A 15,509-nucleotide genomic window follows, 5' to 3' on the forward strand; every position below is an offset into this window, starting at 1 on the left:
TTCACCGGGTGCCGGGTGCGGTTCCAGGGGGTTCGCTGGGCGCCCAGGTGAGCTCACTGGGTGCCCGTCAGCTCCCACTTGCGCCGCAGCAGCGCGGCCCGTACGGCATGTGCCCGTGCCGTGGCCACCGCCGACACGACGATGAACGTGGCCCCGCCCACGACCGCCGGCACCACACTCGCGTCCCTCCCGACGGCCACCGCCACGATGAGCGCCGTCGTCACGGTCGAGGCCGCCACGGCTAGCCAGCCCGCGAGCACCCGATCCAGCGCGAACAGCGGCGCCCTCCTGCTGATCACCCACCCCCGTAACCCGCCCAGGCCAGGCAGAACCCGGTGAGCAGGCCGAAGGCGAGCTGAGTGCGGCCCGGTAGCGGCCCCGGCTCGGTCACCCACAGCAGGACCACGAAGATCACTCCGGCCACCCCTGCGATCAGGGCCACCACCCCACCGGCCCGCCGCCACGGGGACAGGGCCCCCTCCAACCGGCCGATCATCTCCTCCGCCGACATGCCCGGCTCGTCGCTCATCGCTGGAATCCCTTCTCCTCGAGGTGGTCACGCAGCAGACGACGGGCCCGGTGGAGCCGGGACTTGATCGTGCCGGGCGGGACGGCGCAGATCTCGGCACAGTCCTCGATCGACAGATCCTCCAGGTAGAACAGCACCAGGACCTCACGTTCAAGGGCCGGCAGCCCGGACAGCCCGGCGATCAGCTCGGCCCGGTCCACCGCCCAGGTGATCCAGGCCACGGTCAAAAGTAGTTGAAAACTTGACTTCTTTACCGGCTCCGCCCGACTATGGGAGCGCCCGAAACCGGAGCAGGACGCCACAAAGGGCCCATGGCGTTCCGGTATTCACCTCCATGAAATGAGGAGTACCTTGCGCGTACGCAGACTCATGGCAACCCTCGGCAGCGCCGCGATGGTGTCCGCCGCCGTCCTCGCCGGAGCGTCCGCGGCTTCGGCGGACGCGGCCGACCTGGAGGCCTGCCAGGCCCAGAAGGCCGTGTGCTTCTTCGCCAACGGAGTCGAGGGCGAGCCCGCCTCCTACCCTGGCGCACCCACGACCTGCACGGTCCTGCCTTTCACGGTGCACACAGAGTTCAACTTCAGCACGAAGGCCATCCAGGTCTACAGGACGACGGACTGCACCGGTCACGCGCTCACCTTCCCCGCCAACGACTTCCACACCTTCAACGGCTTCGACGGCCGTAGCTTCAAGGCCGCGAGCTGAGGCACCCGCACAAGCGCCCGCGCGACGCCCGGCCGACGCCGGGCGCCGCGCGGGGACCATCCCCTACGCGATCGAGGCCGCCCTTCTGCGATCGATCGCCGCCTGCACGCGCTGGCCAATGGAGAAGCCGCGCGCCAGGCTGCCCCGGATCGCGGGCCGGGCGCACCTGGCTCCGTACAGGCCAGCGCGGACAGCGCGGAAAAGAAGAGGAGCGCCGGACGAACCGTCCGCCGGCACGTTGTTCACCGTCAGCCCCCTTTGGCAGGCTCATGGCTCCGACCTGATGGTGCCACGAGGCGGGCATGGGCGTAACGACCTAGCCGGACTCGGCACCGGTCCCCGGGCAGCCCTTCGCGCCCTGGAGACGGATGCCCTCGATCGCGATGTCCAGCAGCCGGCCCGCCTGCTCGTTGTCATCCTGGTGCTCGGTGACCAGGGAGATGCCGTTGATGAGCGCGAGCAGGTCCTCGGCGAGCAGGCCGGGACGCACGGCGGACGCCTCCTGCGCCCGTCGCAGGAGCTCGCGCGTCGCATGGGTGAACTTCGCCTGGCAGCCGTCGTTCCGCTCCAGCAGGTCGGCGTCCCGGCCGTCGTGCAGCAGTGAGGCGGCGAAGCCGCGACTGCCGGCCGCGTAGTCGTTGAGGTCCCGCAGCCAGGCGAAGAGCGCGGGGCCCGGCTCGCTCTCCTTCGCGCGTTGCTCCGCCATGGCGCACAACTCCTCGACGTGATCGTGGAAGACCGCTTCGAGAAGGACCCGGCGGGAGGGGAAGAGCCGGTGCAGGGTCGCCGATCCCGTCCCGGCTCGACGGGCGATCTCCTTGAGGGAGGCGCCGGCGCCATCGCACGCGAAGACCTCCCGGGCCGCGCTGACGATCCGGTCGTAGTTGCGCTGGGCATCCGCGCGCAGATGTCGTGGCTGGGTGGCGTGGGCCATGACCGTCTCCAGGCTTTGACAAACGGGCTGGCTGCCCAGTTAGAGTAGCCGAAGCATAAGTGGACCACCAGCCCACTTAACTCCGGACGATGGGAAGAGCTCATGCGCGCCGTCCAATATGACCGTTTTGGCCCTCCCGAGGTGTTACGCGTCAACGACGTGCCCACCCCTCGGCCCGGGCCGGGAGAGGTCCTCGTCGAGGTCCACGCCGCGAGCGTGGAGGCCGGGGAGCTCGCCTTCCGCGCGGGCAAACTGCGCGCCATCAGCCGGGCCCGCTTCCCCCGCGACCTCGGCACCGACTTCGCCGGCCACGTCGCGGCCCTGGGATCCGGCGTCCACGCGTGGACCGTGGGCGAGCAGGTGTGGGGGATGATGCGGCACTTCACCTTCGGCGCCTTCGCCGAGTACGTCGCCGTTCCCGAACAGCGGCTCGCCCGAGCGCCGAAGAACCTGAGCCTGGTGGACGCCGCCGCCCTGCCCGTGTCCGGCACCACCGTCAGGAAGGCCCTGCTGGAAAGTGCCGGCCTCAGCAGCGGCGAACGACTCCTGGTCCGCGGCGCCACCGGGGGCATCGGCAGCCTCGCCGTCCAACTGGGCAAGGCGCTGGGCGCTCACGTCACCGCGCTCGCCGGCGCCCGCAATCTCGACTGGGTCACCGAACTCGGCGCGGACGCGGCCCTGGACTACCGCACGACCCGTCCGCAGGATCTCGGCCACTTCGACGTGATCGTCGACGTCGTGGGCACCGACATCGGGGCCTACCAGGCCCGGCTCACGCGGGGTGGCCGCATGGTCGCGCTCGCCTTCGACTACGACCGTCCTCTGGCCTCCATGGCCTCCATGGGACTGCGGGCCGCCCTCTCACCCCGGCGCATGAAGCTCTTCAGCAACAACCCCTCCGCCGAACGCCTCGCCGAACTCACCGCCGCCGCCGAGGCGGGGATCATCCGCCCGGTGATCGACACCGTCTACCCGCTCACCGGCATCGCGGCGGCTCACGAACGACTCGAAGCCGGCGGCGTCCGCGGCAAGCTCGTCGTCGACCTGCGGCTCTGACGCGCGCGACGGGAGGCCCGTACGAGCCGTGAAAACACGAAAACCGCCCCCTACCCGCAGGTAAGAGGCGGTTTTCGAACAGTGGAGGTGGCGGGAATCGAACCCGCGTCCTTCAACCCCAAGACAGGGCTTCTCCGGGCGCAGCCTGCTGCGTTTTTCTCAGCCCCGGCGATCATGCAGGCAAGTGCGCCGACAGGCTCAGCCACTGTTTGGTTTCCCGATCACCCCCGTGGCCGGGTCGATCGGTTGAGCCTTCTAGCGATGCCAGATCCCAGGCCGAAGGCACTCCCGGGCTGACAGAGGTTTTACGCTACTTAGGCAGCGAGGGCCAGGGAGTCCTGGCCCACCTCAGCGTGCTTGTTATTGGCACTTAATGTTTGCGGTCACAGGATTAACGAGGTTATGTCCGCCGTCCTCGGCCCGCTTCACCTGACTTGCAAAGTCAAAGTCGAAGCCGGTCACCCCCATGTAGTTGTCAACACGCCCCTCAAGAGGAGCGAGCATTATGACGATACCCTTCACAACACCCCGGACGCCAATTCAATTCCGGGGCAGGACCGCAGGGCATGCCGAAACCCCCGGGAACGCCGCACAGCAGCTCACGTTCCCGGGGGTCGACCGGCAGGGTCGAGCCGGTCCGGACGGCAGGACTTCCCCCGAGATGAAGTCCTGATCTCATCACGGCGACTGAGCCCGCAACCCCCCGAGCGGGTCCAGTCACTAGGTAAGACGCAGCCGGACCGCCGAATGGTTGCTCTATGTCACAAGAAAATCACGAACGGCTATCGAGCGCCGCGAAGAAGTTGCCGGCCAGCGCCGCCGGGTCGTAGGCGCGGGTGAGCGCGGCGATCGCCACATCCCCCTGCCAGCCGACGAACCAGGCCATCTGCTTGTCCTCGCCGACATCCTTCGCCGTCACGCCGAAGACGCGTCCCCGGCCGTTCTGGGCCACGGTGCCCGCGGATCCCGCCCGCATCATCGCGGCGAGCGTCTTGCGCACGCGGGGATCGACGGGGACCGGCTGGACGGCCGGGGCCGGCGCCAGCTCCGCCGAGGCGTCGGGCTCGGCCGGCTCGGTGACCAGCACAGGCGGGCGCCAGGTGCCGGAGGCGACCGCCGAGGCGACCAGCGCCATGCTGAGCGGGCTGACCTCGACGTTCTGACCGGCGATGGCCTTGGCCTTGTCGGCGTCGCTGGACAGCTTGGCCAGCGAGCCGCTGAACGACTTGAGTGGCAGCCGCCAGGTCTGGCCGATGCCGAAGCTACGGGCGCTGCGGTCCAGCTCCGCGCCGCTCACCCGGCGGGCCAGCGAGGCCAGCGCGGTGACGCAGCCCTTGGCGAAGTTCTCCTGGAAGGTGGGCGAGGAGCCGATGACCTGGCTGGCGTGCACGAACCTGGCTCCGCCGACGGTCCGCTCCGCCGGGCAGGGCAGCTTCTGCTTGGGGGACACCTTGCTCCTGAGGAGGGCGTCGGCCGCCACGATGGAGAACGCCGTCCCGGCCGGGAATCTGCCGGCCAGCGCGTCCTTCTCCTGGTGCAGGCCCTTGCTGCCGACGGCCAGGATCTCGCCCGTGGACGCCTTGACCGCCACCAGAGCGCTGGTGCGGGTGTCGGAGACCGCCCGCTCGGCCGCCTCCTGCACGGAGCTGTCGATCGTGGTGCGCACCGAGAGGTTCTGCCTGCCGGGCCACTCCTTCAGCGCGGCGACCTCCTTGCCGGTCTTGAGGTCCAGGGTGATGACCGTGGTCCGGGTGGATCCGGTGAGGAAGTCCTGGTAGGCCTGCTGCAGGCCGCTCTGGCCGATGGAGTCGCCCGCCCGCTGCGGGCCGCCGAGCTTCTGCTCCGTCTCCGGGGTGAGCGCGCTGACCTTGCCGACGATCTGCTTGGGGTCGTCCGGGTCGACGGGCTGCGCCTGGGTCACGGTCTTGAGCTCGGGGATCGCGTCGAGCTTCGCCTTGACCTGAAGGTAGCGGGTGCGGCCGAACGTGACCAACGGCACGGTCACATTCGGCGGCGCGGATCGGATGCGGCTGAGCAGCCGGTCCTCGGCGTAGCCGGTGATCTGCGTGAGCTGCTCGACCACCTGCTCGGCCCGGTCGCCGAGCTGCGCGGGCACGACGCCCGTGACGTAGAGGAAGGTCTGCTCCTGCAGGGGGTTTCGGTCCTTGTCGACGATCGGCTGGCGCGGCTGCGGCTCGGCCTTGACGGCGAACCGCTGCCCCTCCTTGAGCTGGGGGTGCAGCACCGACGGCGACCAGCGCACCTTCCACTGGCCGTCGACCATGTGCAGCGGCAGCATGCCGTCGTAGGTCCACAGGGGGTTGTTGTCCCCCAGGTCGACCTCCACGCCGAACGCGGCCCGCGACTCCTCGCCCTCCACCTTGAGACTCTTGATCTTGAATCGGAAGGAGGCGGCGTCGAGCTGGAGCTTGGCGTCGGCCAGCGCCTTGCGGACCGTCTCGGGGTCGGCGTCGGTGCGGCCGGCGGCCAGGGCGTAGTCGTTGGACTGCCAGCCCACCAGGAAGTCGCGCACCGCGTCGTGCGGCGACGACTCCTCCAGGCAGGCGGTCAGGGTCATGCTCGCGACCGCCATGGTGACGGTCGCGGCGAGGGCGCGGCGGGCTCGGCTCATCGGTTGTGGTGCCGGAGCGCCCGAGCCATCTCCCGCTTGGCCTGCTGCTCAGCCAGCGACTGCCGCTTGTCCCAGTCCTTCTTGCCCCGGGCGATGCCGATCTCGACCTTCGCCTTGCCGTTGAGGAAGTAGAGCGCGAGCGGCACGATCGTGAGCCCACCCTCCTTGGTCTTCGCGGCGAGCTTGTCGATCTCCTTGTGGTGCAGCAGGAGCTTGCGCTTACGGCGGGCGGCGTGGTTGGTCCACGTCCCCTGGCTGTATTCGGGGATGTGGACGTTCATCAACCACGCTTCGCCGTCGTCGATCGTGGCGTAGCCGTCCGAGAGCGAGGCGCGACCCTCGCGCAACGACTTCACCTCGGTGCCCTGCAGCACGAGCCCCGCCTCGAAGGTGTCCTCGACGTGGTAATCGTGCCGGGCACGCTTGTTCTGGGCGATGATCTTCCGCCCGGTCTCACGTGGCATGCTCTGACCTTACCGGCGTTTCGTCAGACCCTGAGGTAGCGACGAAGTGTGACGAATGACGCCAGCACACAGATGACCACGCCGATGGCCATCGTCAGGGTGATGACCGAGGCCACGTCGTTCCAGCCGATCTGGGCCCCGCGCGTCAACTGAGCGCCGATCTCCTCGAACAGGAGCACCTTCGCGAGGATCAGCAGGACCGCGGCGAACACGCCGCCGATGAGGCCGGAGATCAGGCCCTCCATGACGAAGGGGAGCTGGATGTAGAGGTTGGAGGCGCCGACCAGCCGCATGATGCCTGTCTCACGCCGTCGGTTGAAGGCCGACAGCCGCACCGTGTTGCCGATCAGCAGAGCCGCCGCGAGGACCAGGACGACGGCGACCACGATCGCGCCACCGCGCAACTTGTCCAGCAGCTCGAAGACCTTGCTGACCAGGTCCTTCTGGTTGAGCACCTGGGCGACACCGGGTTGCCCCGTGAGGGACTGGACGATCGGCTGGTAGTTGTCGGGGTTGATCAGCTTCACGCGGAAGGACGTGGGCATGTCCTCCGCCTTGGTCGCGGCCACGAGCGCCTTGTTGGAGGCGAAGGACTCCTGGAAGTTCTTGTAGGCGGCGACCTGGTCCTCGTAGAACACCTTCTCGACCCCGGGCAGCCCCTGGATCTGCTTCTGCAGCGCCTGGGTCTGCGGGGCCGTGATCGCCTTGCCCTTGCAGGTTTCGTTGGCGGTGTTCTTCGTGCACAGGAAAACTGATACTTCGACCTTGTCGTACCAGAAGTCCTTCATCATCGAAACCTGGGCGTTGATCATCAAGCCGACGCCCAGCATCGCCATGCCGACCGCCACGGTGATGATGACCGCGATCGTCATGGTCAGGTTGCGACGGAGGCCGATCCAGACCTCGGAGAAGATGAAGTTCGCCCGCATGGTTTGTCTGCTGCTCCCTGCTCAGTACGCCTGGCCGTAGACGCCACGCGACTGGTCGCGGACGATCTTGCCGTCCTCCAGCTCCACGACACGTTTGCGCATGGAGTCGACGATGGCCGCGTCGTGCGTGGCCATGACGACCGTGGTGCCGGTCCTGTTGATCCGGTCGAGCACCTTCATGATGCCGATGCTCGTCGCGGGGTCGATGTTGCCCGTCGGCTCGTCCGCCAGCAAGATCATGGGCCGGTTGACGAACGCGCGAGCCATGGCGACGCGCTGCTGCTCGCCACCGGACAGCTCGTCGGGCATGCGGTGTGCCTTACCTTCCAGGCCGACCAGCTCGATGACCTCCGGCACGACCTTGCGGATGAACCGCCTGGGCTTGCCGATGACCTCGAGCGCGAACGCCACGTTCTCATAGACGTTCTTGTTCGGGAGCAGCCTGAAGTCCTGGAACACGCAGCCGATGCGGCGGCGTAGGTGGGGCACTTTGAAGTTGGAGAGCCGACCCAGGTCCTTGCCTGCGACATGGATCGCCCCGGAGTTGGGTCGCTCCTCTTTGAGGATCAGGCGGAGGAACGTGGACTTGCCTGATCCGGAAGGACCGACGAGGAACACGAACTCGCCCTTGTCCACGTCAACCGAGACGTGGTCGAGAGCGGGCCTGTTCTGGTTCGCGTAGGCCTTGGTGACATTATCGAAATGGATCACGAGAGCATCACGGCATGCCAGTCTAGGGGTCAGGACGGATGCGAGGGTGGCACATGCCCACTTCCCGCCGCTCGCCGATCGGGGACGCCCATCTTTACCGATGATCGACGTTCCGATTGGCCAGAGGACAGTCTAGGGGGAAGACTGGCATGGAACGTCCATAACGGAAACAAAACGATTGTGCGGCTAGACTTGGGGCTGACATGAGTTGCCAACACCTCGTATGCGCGCAGTGCGCCCACCCCGTGATAGAGGGCCGCTGCTCCCTCTGCCGTGCCAACCGCGAGCGGATGCACCAGCACGGCTTCGCCGGGCTGACGCCCGCCCTCTTCGCCCTGCTGCTGGTCGTGCTGCTCCTGGTGACGCTGGCGCTGCGCCACCTAGGCGGGCTCTGACTCCTGGCGGCGCATCCAGCGGATCTCCGACTCGATGAACGCGTCGAGGTCCCCGTCGAGCACCGCCGTCGGGTTGCCCGCCTCGGTGCTCGTGCGCAGGTCCTTCACGATCTGGTAGGGGTGCAGCACGTAGTTGCGGATCTGGGTGCCCCATGACGTGGTCGAGACGCCACGCAGCTCCGACATCTTCTCCGCCTCCTCCTGCCGCTTGCGCTCCAGCAGCTTGGCCTGCAACACGTTCATGGCCGTGGCGCGGTTCTGCAGCTGTGAGCGCTCGTTCTGGCAGGAGACCACGATGCCGGACGGCAGGTGGGTGATGCGGACGGCGGAGTCGGTGGTGTTGACGCCCTGGCCGCCCGGCCCCGACGAGCGGTAGACGTCGACGCGGATCTCGTCCTCGACGATGTCGATGTGGTCGGTCTGCTCGACCACCGGCACCACGTCCACCCCGGCGAACGAGGTCTGGCGGCGGCCCTGGTTGTCGAACGGGCTGATCCGGACCAGCCGGTGCGTGCCGTGCTCGCCGCGCAGCGTGCCGTAGGCGTAGGGGGACTTGACGGCGAAGGTGGCCGACTTGATGCCGGCCTCCTCGGCGTAGGAGGTCTCGTAGACCTCCGTGGGGTAGTTTTTCCGCTCGGCCCAGCGGAGGTACATGCGCAGCAGCATCTCCGCCCAGTCGGCCGCGTCGACGCCGCCCGCCTGGGAGTTGATCGTGACCAGGGCCTCGCGCGCGTCGTAGGGGCCCGCCAGCAGGGTCCGCACCTCAAGAGCGCCGATGTCGGACTTGAGGGAGCTCAGCTCCTTGTCAGCCTCGGCCCTGGTGTCCTCGTCCGCCTCCTCGGAGGCCAGCTCGAAGAGCACCGACAGGTCGTCGAGGCGGCGGACCAGCCCGTCCACGCGGTTGAGCTCGCCCTGGATGTGCGAGAGCTTGCTGGTGACCTTCTGCGCCTTGTCGGTGTCGTCCCACAGGTCGGGGGCGGCCACCTGCTCCTCCAGCTCCTCGATCTGCTTGCGCATCGCGTCGAGGTCGAGCACGTCCTGGATGCTGCGCAGCGTGCCCGCGAGCTCGTTGATCTCTTCTGCCGGATCGATGACTGCCACGTCTACCAAGCGTACGCGACCCTCGCGGGCACGAATAACATGGCGAGGTGCGTGTACACGGTCGGCGGAAGGCGCTGGCGCTCGCCGTCGCCCTGCTGACGGTGGCGTCCGCCTGCTCGACGAGCCCTGGCGACCCGGCGACCACCCCGGCCGCCGCGACCAGCGGCGCGTCCGCGCCCGCCACCCCCTCCTCGACCGTCCCCGCCACCGCCGTCACGCCGGAGGAGGCGGCCGAGGTGTTCGCCACCTTCACCGCCACCGACAACGTGCTGCGCGACGGCGGCGACCTGCGCCTCGCCATGGAGTACGTACGCGACGCCGAGGCCCGGCTCACCACCGTCGCCTACCTGTCCACCAAGGGCGAGCCGCCCCGTCGCACCTGGGGACCCCCCACCCTCTACGTGCCGCGCTTCCCGGCCGGTGAGTCGTCCCCCTGGTTCAGCGTGCTGACGACCCGCGACGGCCACCTGACGATGCTGACCTTCGCCAAGTCGGGCGACTGGCGGCTCGGCGCGGCGGCCCGGCTGCTGACCGGCCGGCCGGCGCCCGACATCCACCTCGACGCCGACGGCTACGCCACCGCCATCGTCCCCGCCGACAAGAGCGTCACCATCAGCCCTCAGTACATGGGCCCCCTGCACGCCACGGTCGCCGAGGCCGGCGCCGACGGCGTCGCCGCCGGCCTCATCGCCGCCGGTCCCTACACCACCGACGTCGCGGCGGAGATCACCGCCGCCCGGGAGCGGGCGAAGAAGAACGGCTTCAGCTACGACTCGATCTTCTCCGCCAACGACAATCCGGTGTACGGCCTGCGTACCGTCGACGGTGGGGCAGTGATCCAATACTCACTGTCGCGGACCACCACGACGACGACGAAGACGGCCGAGGACGACTACATCCCGGTGCCGGCGTCCGCCCGCTGGGCCATCTCCGCCCCGGTGGTGCGCCGCAACCTCAAGATCACCGAGGTCCACCAGTACGTCACGGACGTCCCCCCGTCGAAGACCCCGGCGGCGGCCGAGGTGATCGCCCACGACGGCGCCCTGACCCGCGCCTCCGGCCAGTGACCCGTCAGTGACCCGTTCGGTGACCCGCGCCTGCCGCCGGTCGCCGGGGAGGCCCCGCCAGGTGTCCTGACGGGGCTCCTGAGGCTCTTGGGGTCAGGATTCCTTGTAGGGGAGGCTGGTGGCGGAGACCAGCGTGCGGATGGCTCTCAGGGCCACCGAGAGGGTGGCCAGGTCGAAGTTGTCGCTCTCCCAGATCTCCGACAGCGTCTGCTTGGAGCGGTGGACGGCGGCCGAGTTGGCCTCGGTCCACCTGGCCAGGCGTTCCTCCGGTGACAGGCCGGGGGTGCTGTGCGCCAGCACGTCGCGGGTGAGCGCGGCGTGGGCGGCGTACAGGTCGTCGCGGAGTGCGGCGCGGGCCATCGCGTTCCAGCGGTTGTCCCTGGGCAGGGCGATGATGCGCTCCCTGAGGCGGGCGAGCTGGAGGCGGTCCGCCAGGTCGAAGTAGACCTCGGCCACCTCGTTGACGGGCCGGCCCGTCTGCGAGGAGACCTCCACCAGGTCGAAGGTGGAGTAGGCGGGCACCATGGCGGCGACCCGCTCGGCGAGGCCGGCGGGGACGCCACGGGCGATGAAGGAGTCGCGGCGGTCCTCGAAGGCGGCCAGGTCGGGGCCGGTCAGGAGCTTGGGCAGGTGGGACAGCAGGCCGTTGACGCCCTTGACGAAGAAGCCCACGGAGACGTCCAGGTCCAGCGGGGGGCGCCGGTTGGTGAGCAGCCAGCGGGTGCCGCGTTCGGCCAGCTTGCGGGCCTCCAGCAGCATCGCCAGCTGGGTGGCGGTGTCGACCTGGTTGTCCAGGGATTCGACCTGGCGGTAGAAGCTGGCGAAGTCGAAGACCTCGCGGGCGACCAGGTAGGCGCGGACGATGTCGGGGGTGGAGGCGCCGGTCTCCTCACCGACGCGGAACATGAACGTGGTGCCCATGGAGTTGACCAGCTCGTTCACCACACCGGTGGTGATGATCTCGCGCCGCAGCGGGTGCGCGTCCATGTACGTCCTGAAGCGGTCGCGCAGCACCGAGGGGAAGTACGACACCAGCCAGGAGGCGAGGTAGGGCTCGTCGGGCAGGTCGGTGCCGAGCAGTTCGGCGTCGGCCACGAGCTTGGTGTAGGCGAGCAGGACGGAGAACTCCGGGGCGGTCAGGCCGAGCCTGGCCTGGCGGCGTTCGGCGAGGGTCTTGTCCGACGGCAGGAACTCCAGCTCCCGGTTGACCAGCCCGTCGCGTTCGAGCCGGCGCAGGTAGCGGGCGTGGATGTGCAGCATCTCGACGGCCTGGGCGCGGGAGGCGGCCAGCACCACGTTCTGGGCGTGGTTGTCGCGCAGCACCAGGGCGGCGACCTCGTCGGTCATGGAGGTGAAGACCTCGTTGCGCTGCTCGTCGGTCAGCTCGGCGTCGCGGACGACCTGGTCGAGCAGGATCTTGATGTTCACCTCGTGGTCGGAGGTGTCGACGCCGGCGGAGTTGTCGATGAAGTCGGTGTTGACCAGCCCGCCGTTCAGCGCGAACTCGATCCGGGCGAGCTGGCTGAAGCCGAGGTTGCCGCCCTCGCCGATGACCTTGCAGCGCAGGTCGGCGGCGTTGACCCGGAGCGAGTCGTTGCCCTTGTCGCCCACGTCGGAGTGGGATTCGGCGCTGGCCTTGACGTAGGTGCCGATGCCGCCGTTCCAGAGCAGGTCGACGGGGGCGCGCAGGATGGCGCTGATGAGGTCGTTGGGCGCCAGCGTGGTGACGCCCGGGTCGAGCCCGAGCGCGTCCCGCATCTGCGGGGTGATCTGGATGGATTTGGCGGTGCGGGCGAAGACGCCGCCCCCGGCCGAGATCAGCGCGGTGTCGTAGTCGGCCCAGGAGCTGCGCGGCAGGTCGAACAGGCGTTGCCGTTCGGCGTAGGAGCGGGCGGCCTCGGGGTCGGGGTCGACGAAGATGTGGCGGTGGTCGAAGGCCGCCACCAGCCGGATGTGTCGGGACAGCAGCATGCCGTTGCCGAAGACGTCGCCGGACATGTCGCCGACGCCGGCCACGGTGAAGTCGGTGCTCTGCACGTCCACGTTCATGGTGCGGAAGTGGTATTTGACCGACTCCCAGGCGCCGCGGGCGGTGATGCCCATGCCCTTGTGGTCGTAGCCGATGGAGCCGCCGGAGGCGAAGGCGTCACCGAGCCAGAAGCCGTACTCCTTGGCGATGCCGTTGGCGATGTCGGAGAACTTGGCGGTGCCCTTGTCGGCGGCCACGACCAGGTAGGTGTCGTCGCCGTCGTGCCTGACCACGTCGGGCGGGGGCACGACCTTGCCGTCCACGAGGTTGTCGGTGACGTCGAGCAGGCCGGAGATGAACATCCGGTAGCACGCCACGCCCTCGGCGAGCAGGTCCTCCCGCGAACCAGACGCGGGCGGACGCTTCACGACAAAGCCACCCTTAGACCCGGTAGGCACGATAACGGTATTTTTCACCATCTGGGCCTTGACCAGCCCCAGGATCTCGGTCCGGAAGTCCTCCATCCGGTCCGACCACCGCAACCCGCCCCTGGCGACCTTCCCGAAGCGCAGGTGCACACCCTCCACCCGCGGCGAGTACACGAAGATCTCGTACTGCGGCCGCGGCAGCGGCAGCACGCTGATCGCCTGCGGGTCGAACTTCAGGGAGATGTACGGCTTGCGCCGCCCATCGACGGTCTGGAAGTAGTTGGTACGCAGCGTCGCCTGGATCATCTCCAGGTACGCCCGCAGGATCCGGTCCTCGTCCAGCGAGGCCACCTCGTCCAGCGCGCCCAGGATCTCCTCGGTGAGCGCGTCGGCCAGGTCGGTGCGCACGTCGTCCGGGCGCCGCGGGTCCAGCCTGGCCTCGAACAGCCGTACCAGCAGGCGGGACAGCCGCACGTTGCCCAGCAGCACCCGCTCCATGTACCGCTGGGAGAACGTGCTGCCGGCCTGGTGCAGATACTTGGCGTAGACGCGCAGGATCTCGACCTGCTCCCAGGTCAGCCCGGCCTTCAGGATGAGGGAGTTGAAGCTGTCGGCCTGGATCTGGCCCGTCCACAGCGCGATGAGCCCGTCCTGGAAGAGCCGCTTGAAGTCGTCGTTGTCGACCTCGTCCGACGGCGCGCAGCGCAGCCCGAAGTCGTAGATCCAGGCGTTCTTGGTGGCGGGGTCGTTGTCCCTGTCGATCTCGTACGGGCGCTCGTCCACGACCTCCACGCCGAGCCGCTGGATCAGCGGCAGCACGTGGGAGAGCGAGATGGGCGAGCCGACCTTGTAGATCTTCAGCCGCCGCTCACCCTCGGTGGTGTCGTACGGCTCGTAGAGGCTGAGCCGGATCTCCTTGTCGTCCGCGCCGACGAGCTCCTCCATGCGGCGCAGGTCGACCACGGCCACCTCGGGCGGGAAGTCGGCTTTGTACCCCTCGGGGAAGGCTGCCTGGTAGCGCCGCAGGAGCTGCGGCGCCTCCTCCTCGGCGGCCACCTCCAGCAGGGTGGTGGCCAGATCGTCCTCCCACGAGCGGGTGGTCGCGGCCAGCCGCGCCTCCAGCTCCTCCACGTCGACGCTCGGCTGCGGCAACTGCTTGCCGCGCTCGCCGCGCACCACCACGTGCAGCCGGGCCAGCGCCGACTCGCCGATCATCGCGCTGTAGTCGAGCGTCCTGCCGCCCAGCGCCTTGAGCAGCAGCTGCTGCATCTGCAGGCGGATCTTGGTGGTGTAGCGGTCCCGCGGCAGGTAGATCAGGCAGGAGATGTAGCGGCCGTAGTCGTCGCGGCGCAGGAACAGCTTGACCTGCTTGCGCTCGCGCAGCCGCAGCACGCCGAGCGCGATCGGCAGCAGCTGGTCGAGCGAGGTCTGGAAGAGCTCGTCGCGCGGGAACGTCTCCAGGATCTCGATCAGATCCTTGCCGTCGTGGCTCTCCGGGGTCAGCCCGGCCCTGCTGAGCACGTCGGCGAGCTTGCGCCGGAGCACCGGGATCCGGGAGATGGACTCGTTGTAGGCCACGTGCGTGAACAGGCCGAGGAAGCGGCGCTCCCCGATCACCTCGCCCTCGGGCGAGAACAGCTTCACGCCGATGTAGTCGAGGTAGGCGGCGCGGTGCACGGTGGCCTTGGAGTTGGCCTTGGTGATGATCAGCAGCTGCTTGTCCCGCGCCTTGGCCCGCAGCTCGGCGGGCAGGGCGGAGAAGCTGTCGGAGCCGGCCTTGTCGTCGCGCAGGATGCCGAGCGCCGCGCCGGGCAGGGCGCGCAGCGTCTCACCCGCCGCGCCGCTCTCCAGCCGGTACTCGCGGTAGCCGAGGAAGGTGAAGTGCCCGTCGGCCAGCCAGCGCAGCAGGTCCAGGCTGTCCTCGACCTCCGCGGGCTCCAGGGGCGGCGGGTTCAGTGTCAGGTCCTCGGCCGTCCGCATGGCCAGGTCCCGCATCTTCGGGAAGTCCTCGACCGCGTGCCGTACGTCCGACAGCACCCGCAGGAGGTCGGCCTCCAGCCGCTTGAGCGCCTCCGGGTCGGACTGCCTGTCGATCTCGATGTGCATCCACGACTCGACCAGCATCTGGCCGGTGACGTCCTCCTCGCCCCGGCCGAGCATCCGGCCGGTCAGGTCGCGGCGGACCCGCATCTGCGGATGCACGACCAGGTGGACGCCGATGTCGTGCCTGTCGAGCTCCATCGTCACCGAGTCGACCAGGAACGGCATGTCATCGGTGACCACCTCCACGACGGAGTGGCCGGGGTCCCAGCCGTCCTCCTCCAGGGTGGGGGTGTAGGCGCGGATCGCGGCCCTGCCCTGCGGGCGGAGCTCGGCCAGCCGCCGCTGGGACATCGCGGGACCGTACAGGTCGACGGGACCGCGCTGGAGCAGGTCTTCCGGGGCGACGTGCCGGTAGTAGATCCGCAGGAAGGACTGTGCTTCTTCGGGGCTCACATGGTCACTGCCCACCGCGCACCGTTGCGCGGCCCTTTGGAGCAGCTCATCCTTGGCCTCGTCGAGCGGCATTTCGCTCTCACTCCTTTGTGA

General features: G+C 68.8%; 14 protein-coding genes and 1 other RNA gene. 4 read left to right on the forward strand and 11 right to left on the reverse strand.

The genetic code is table 11. From position 1 onward, the window contains the following. Positions 1 to 53: 53 nt before the first annotated feature. From IEY87_RS45665 to IEY87_RS12730, 3 genes are read right to left on the reverse strand one after another with little or no spacing between them, the layout of a single operon-like run. Positions 54 to 299 carry a hypothetical protein gene (locus tag IEY87_RS45665; RefSeq protein ID WP_225276963.1) on the reverse strand — a complete coding sequence of 82 codons (246 nt, stop codon included), beginning with the start codon at positions 297 to 299 and terminating at the stop codon, positions 54 to 56. After that, positions 296 to 529 (reverse strand): hypothetical protein, encoded by a 234-nt coding sequence (locus IEY87_RS45670; RefSeq protein ID WP_225276964.1) that lies wholly within the window; start codon positions 527 to 529, stop codon positions 296 to 298. Before IEY87_RS45670 ends, IEY87_RS45665 begins: the two co-directional genes overlap by 4 nt. Continuing rightward, on the reverse strand, positions 526 to 750 hold the full coding sequence (locus IEY87_RS12730; protein ID WP_225276965.1) for a sigma factor-like helix-turn-helix DNA-binding protein: 225 nt from the start codon (positions 748 to 750) through the stop codon (positions 526 to 528). The genes IEY87_RS45670 and IEY87_RS12730 overlap by 4 nt, the downstream gene beginning before the upstream one ends. A gap of 130 nt (positions 751 to 880) precedes the next feature. Here IEY87_RS12730 and IEY87_RS12735 point away from each other — a divergent pair, with 130 nt between their 5' ends. Continuing rightward, positions 881 to 1,234 (forward strand): hypothetical protein, encoded by a 354-nt coding sequence (locus IEY87_RS12735; RefSeq protein ID WP_189138758.1) that lies wholly within the window; start codon positions 881 to 883, stop codon positions 1,232 to 1,234. 316 nt (positions 1,235 to 1,550) lie between these two features. Here the strand turns inward: IEY87_RS12735 and IEY87_RS12740 are convergent, their stop codons facing one another. After that, positions 1,551 to 2,168 carry a TetR/AcrR family transcriptional regulator gene (locus tag IEY87_RS12740; protein ID WP_189138759.1) on the reverse strand — a complete coding sequence of 206 codons (618 nt, stop codon included), beginning with the start codon at positions 2,166 to 2,168 and terminating at the stop codon, positions 1,551 to 1,553. 102 nt (positions 2,169 to 2,270) lie between these two features. On the opposite strand from IEY87_RS12740, the gene IEY87_RS12745 reads away from it, so the two are divergent. After that, positions 2,271 to 3,224, forward strand: coding sequence for an NAD(P)-dependent alcohol dehydrogenase (locus IEY87_RS12745; RefSeq protein ID WP_189138760.1), 954 nt, complete (start codon positions 2,271 to 2,273; stop codon positions 3,222 to 3,224). 79 nt (positions 3,225 to 3,303) lie between these two features. On the opposite strand, the gene ssrA is transcribed toward IEY87_RS12745, so the two are convergent. From ssrA to ftsE, 5 genes are all read right to left on the reverse strand, one after another. Continuing rightward, positions 3,304 to 3,690: a transfer-messenger RNA gene (gene ssrA / locus IEY87_RS12750) on the reverse strand. A gap of 306 nt (positions 3,691 to 3,996) precedes the next feature. Continuing rightward, positions 3,997 to 5,856, reverse strand: a complete 1,860-nt coding sequence (locus IEY87_RS12755; RefSeq protein ID WP_189138761.1) for a penicillin-binding transpeptidase domain-containing protein — start codon at positions 5,854 to 5,856, stop codon at positions 3,997 to 3,999. After that, positions 5,853 to 6,320, reverse strand: a complete 468-nt coding sequence (gene smpB / locus IEY87_RS12760) for an SsrA-binding protein SmpB (RefSeq protein ID WP_189138762.1) — start codon at positions 6,318 to 6,320, stop codon at positions 5,853 to 5,855. Before smpB ends, IEY87_RS12755 begins: the two co-directional genes overlap by 4 nt. Before the next feature lie 23 nt (positions 6,321 to 6,343). After that, complete coding sequence (gene ftsX / locus IEY87_RS12765) at positions 6,344 to 7,249, reverse strand: permease-like cell division protein FtsX (RefSeq protein WP_189138763.1); 906 nt, start codon at positions 7,247 to 7,249, stop codon at positions 6,344 to 6,346. Between the two features lie 21 nt (positions 7,250 to 7,270). Further along, a complete protein-coding gene (gene ftsE, locus IEY87_RS12770; protein ID WP_189138764.1) occupies positions 7,271 to 7,960 on the reverse strand; it encodes a cell division ATP-binding protein FtsE in 690 nt (229 codons plus the stop codon). Between the two features lie 203 nt (positions 7,961 to 8,163). On the opposite strand from ftsE, the gene IEY87_RS12775 reads away from it, so the two are divergent. Next, positions 8,164 to 8,355 carry a hypothetical protein gene (locus IEY87_RS12775; protein ID WP_189138765.1) on the forward strand — a complete coding sequence of 64 codons (192 nt, stop codon included), beginning with the start codon at positions 8,164 to 8,166 and terminating at the stop codon, positions 8,353 to 8,355. On the opposite strand, the gene prfB is transcribed toward IEY87_RS12775, so the two are convergent. Continuing rightward, the gene (gene prfB, locus IEY87_RS12780; RefSeq protein ID WP_189138766.1) at positions 8,341 to 9,456 is read right to left on the reverse strand and encodes a peptide chain release factor 2; all 1,116 of its coding nucleotides are present in this window, start codon (positions 9,454 to 9,456) and stop codon (positions 8,341 to 8,343) included. The genes IEY87_RS12775 and prfB overlap by 15 nt on opposite strands. A 47-nt stretch (positions 9,457 to 9,503) precedes the next feature. On the opposite strand from prfB, the gene IEY87_RS12785 reads away from it, so the two are divergent. Further along, complete coding sequence (locus IEY87_RS12785) at positions 9,504 to 10,523, forward strand: DUF8094 domain-containing protein (protein WP_189138767.1); 1,020 nt, start codon at positions 9,504 to 9,506, stop codon at positions 10,521 to 10,523. Positions 10,524 to 10,616: 93 nt separating this feature from the next. On the opposite strand, the gene IEY87_RS12790 is transcribed toward IEY87_RS12785, so the two are convergent. Next, positions 10,617 to 15,488: an NAD-glutamate dehydrogenase gene (locus IEY87_RS12790; protein WP_189138768.1), complete on the reverse strand. Its 4,872-nt coding sequence runs from the start codon at positions 15,486 to 15,488 to the stop codon at positions 10,617 to 10,619. Between the last annotated feature and the right edge of the window lie 21 nt (positions 15,489 to 15,509).

It is taken from the genome of Nonomuraea glycinis, assembly GCF_014646515.1.
GTDB lineage: Bacteria > Actinomycetota > Actinomycetes > Streptosporangiales > Streptosporangiaceae > Nonomuraea > Nonomuraea glycinis.

What these genes read in the sequence shown, in the direction of transcription:
- IEY87_RS45670 (WP_225276964.1), bottom strand. Translation starts at nt 529, where the DNA reads ATGAGCGACGAGCCGGGCATGTCGGCGGAGGAGATGATCGGCCGGTTG.
- IEY87_RS12740 (WP_189138759.1), bottom strand. Translation starts at nt 2,168, where the DNA reads ATGGCCCACGCCACCCAGCCACGACATCTGCGCGCGGATGCCCAGCGC.
- IEY87_RS12745 (WP_189138760.1), top strand. Translation starts at nt 2,271, where the DNA reads ATGCGCGCCGTCCAATATGACCGTTTTGGCCCTCCCGAGGTGTTACGC.
- IEY87_RS12755 (WP_189138761.1), bottom strand. Translation starts at nt 5,856, where the DNA reads ATGAGCCGAGCCCGCCGCGCCCTCGCCGCGACCGTCACCATGGCGGTC.
- smpB (WP_189138762.1), bottom strand. Translation starts at nt 6,320, where the DNA reads ATGCCACGTGAGACCGGGCGGAAGATCATCGCCCAGAACAAGCGTGCC.
- ftsX (WP_189138763.1), bottom strand. Translation starts at nt 7,249, where the DNA reads ATGCGGGCGAACTTCATCTTCTCCGAGGTCTGGATCGGCCTCCGTCGC.
- IEY87_RS12775 (WP_189138765.1), top strand. Translation starts at nt 8,164, where the DNA reads ATGAGTTGCCAACACCTCGTATGCGCGCAGTGCGCCCACCCCGTGATA.
- IEY87_RS12790 (WP_189138768.1), bottom strand. Translation starts at nt 15,488, where the DNA reads ATGCCGCTCGACGAGGCCAAGGATGAGCTGCTCCAAAGGGCCGCGCAA.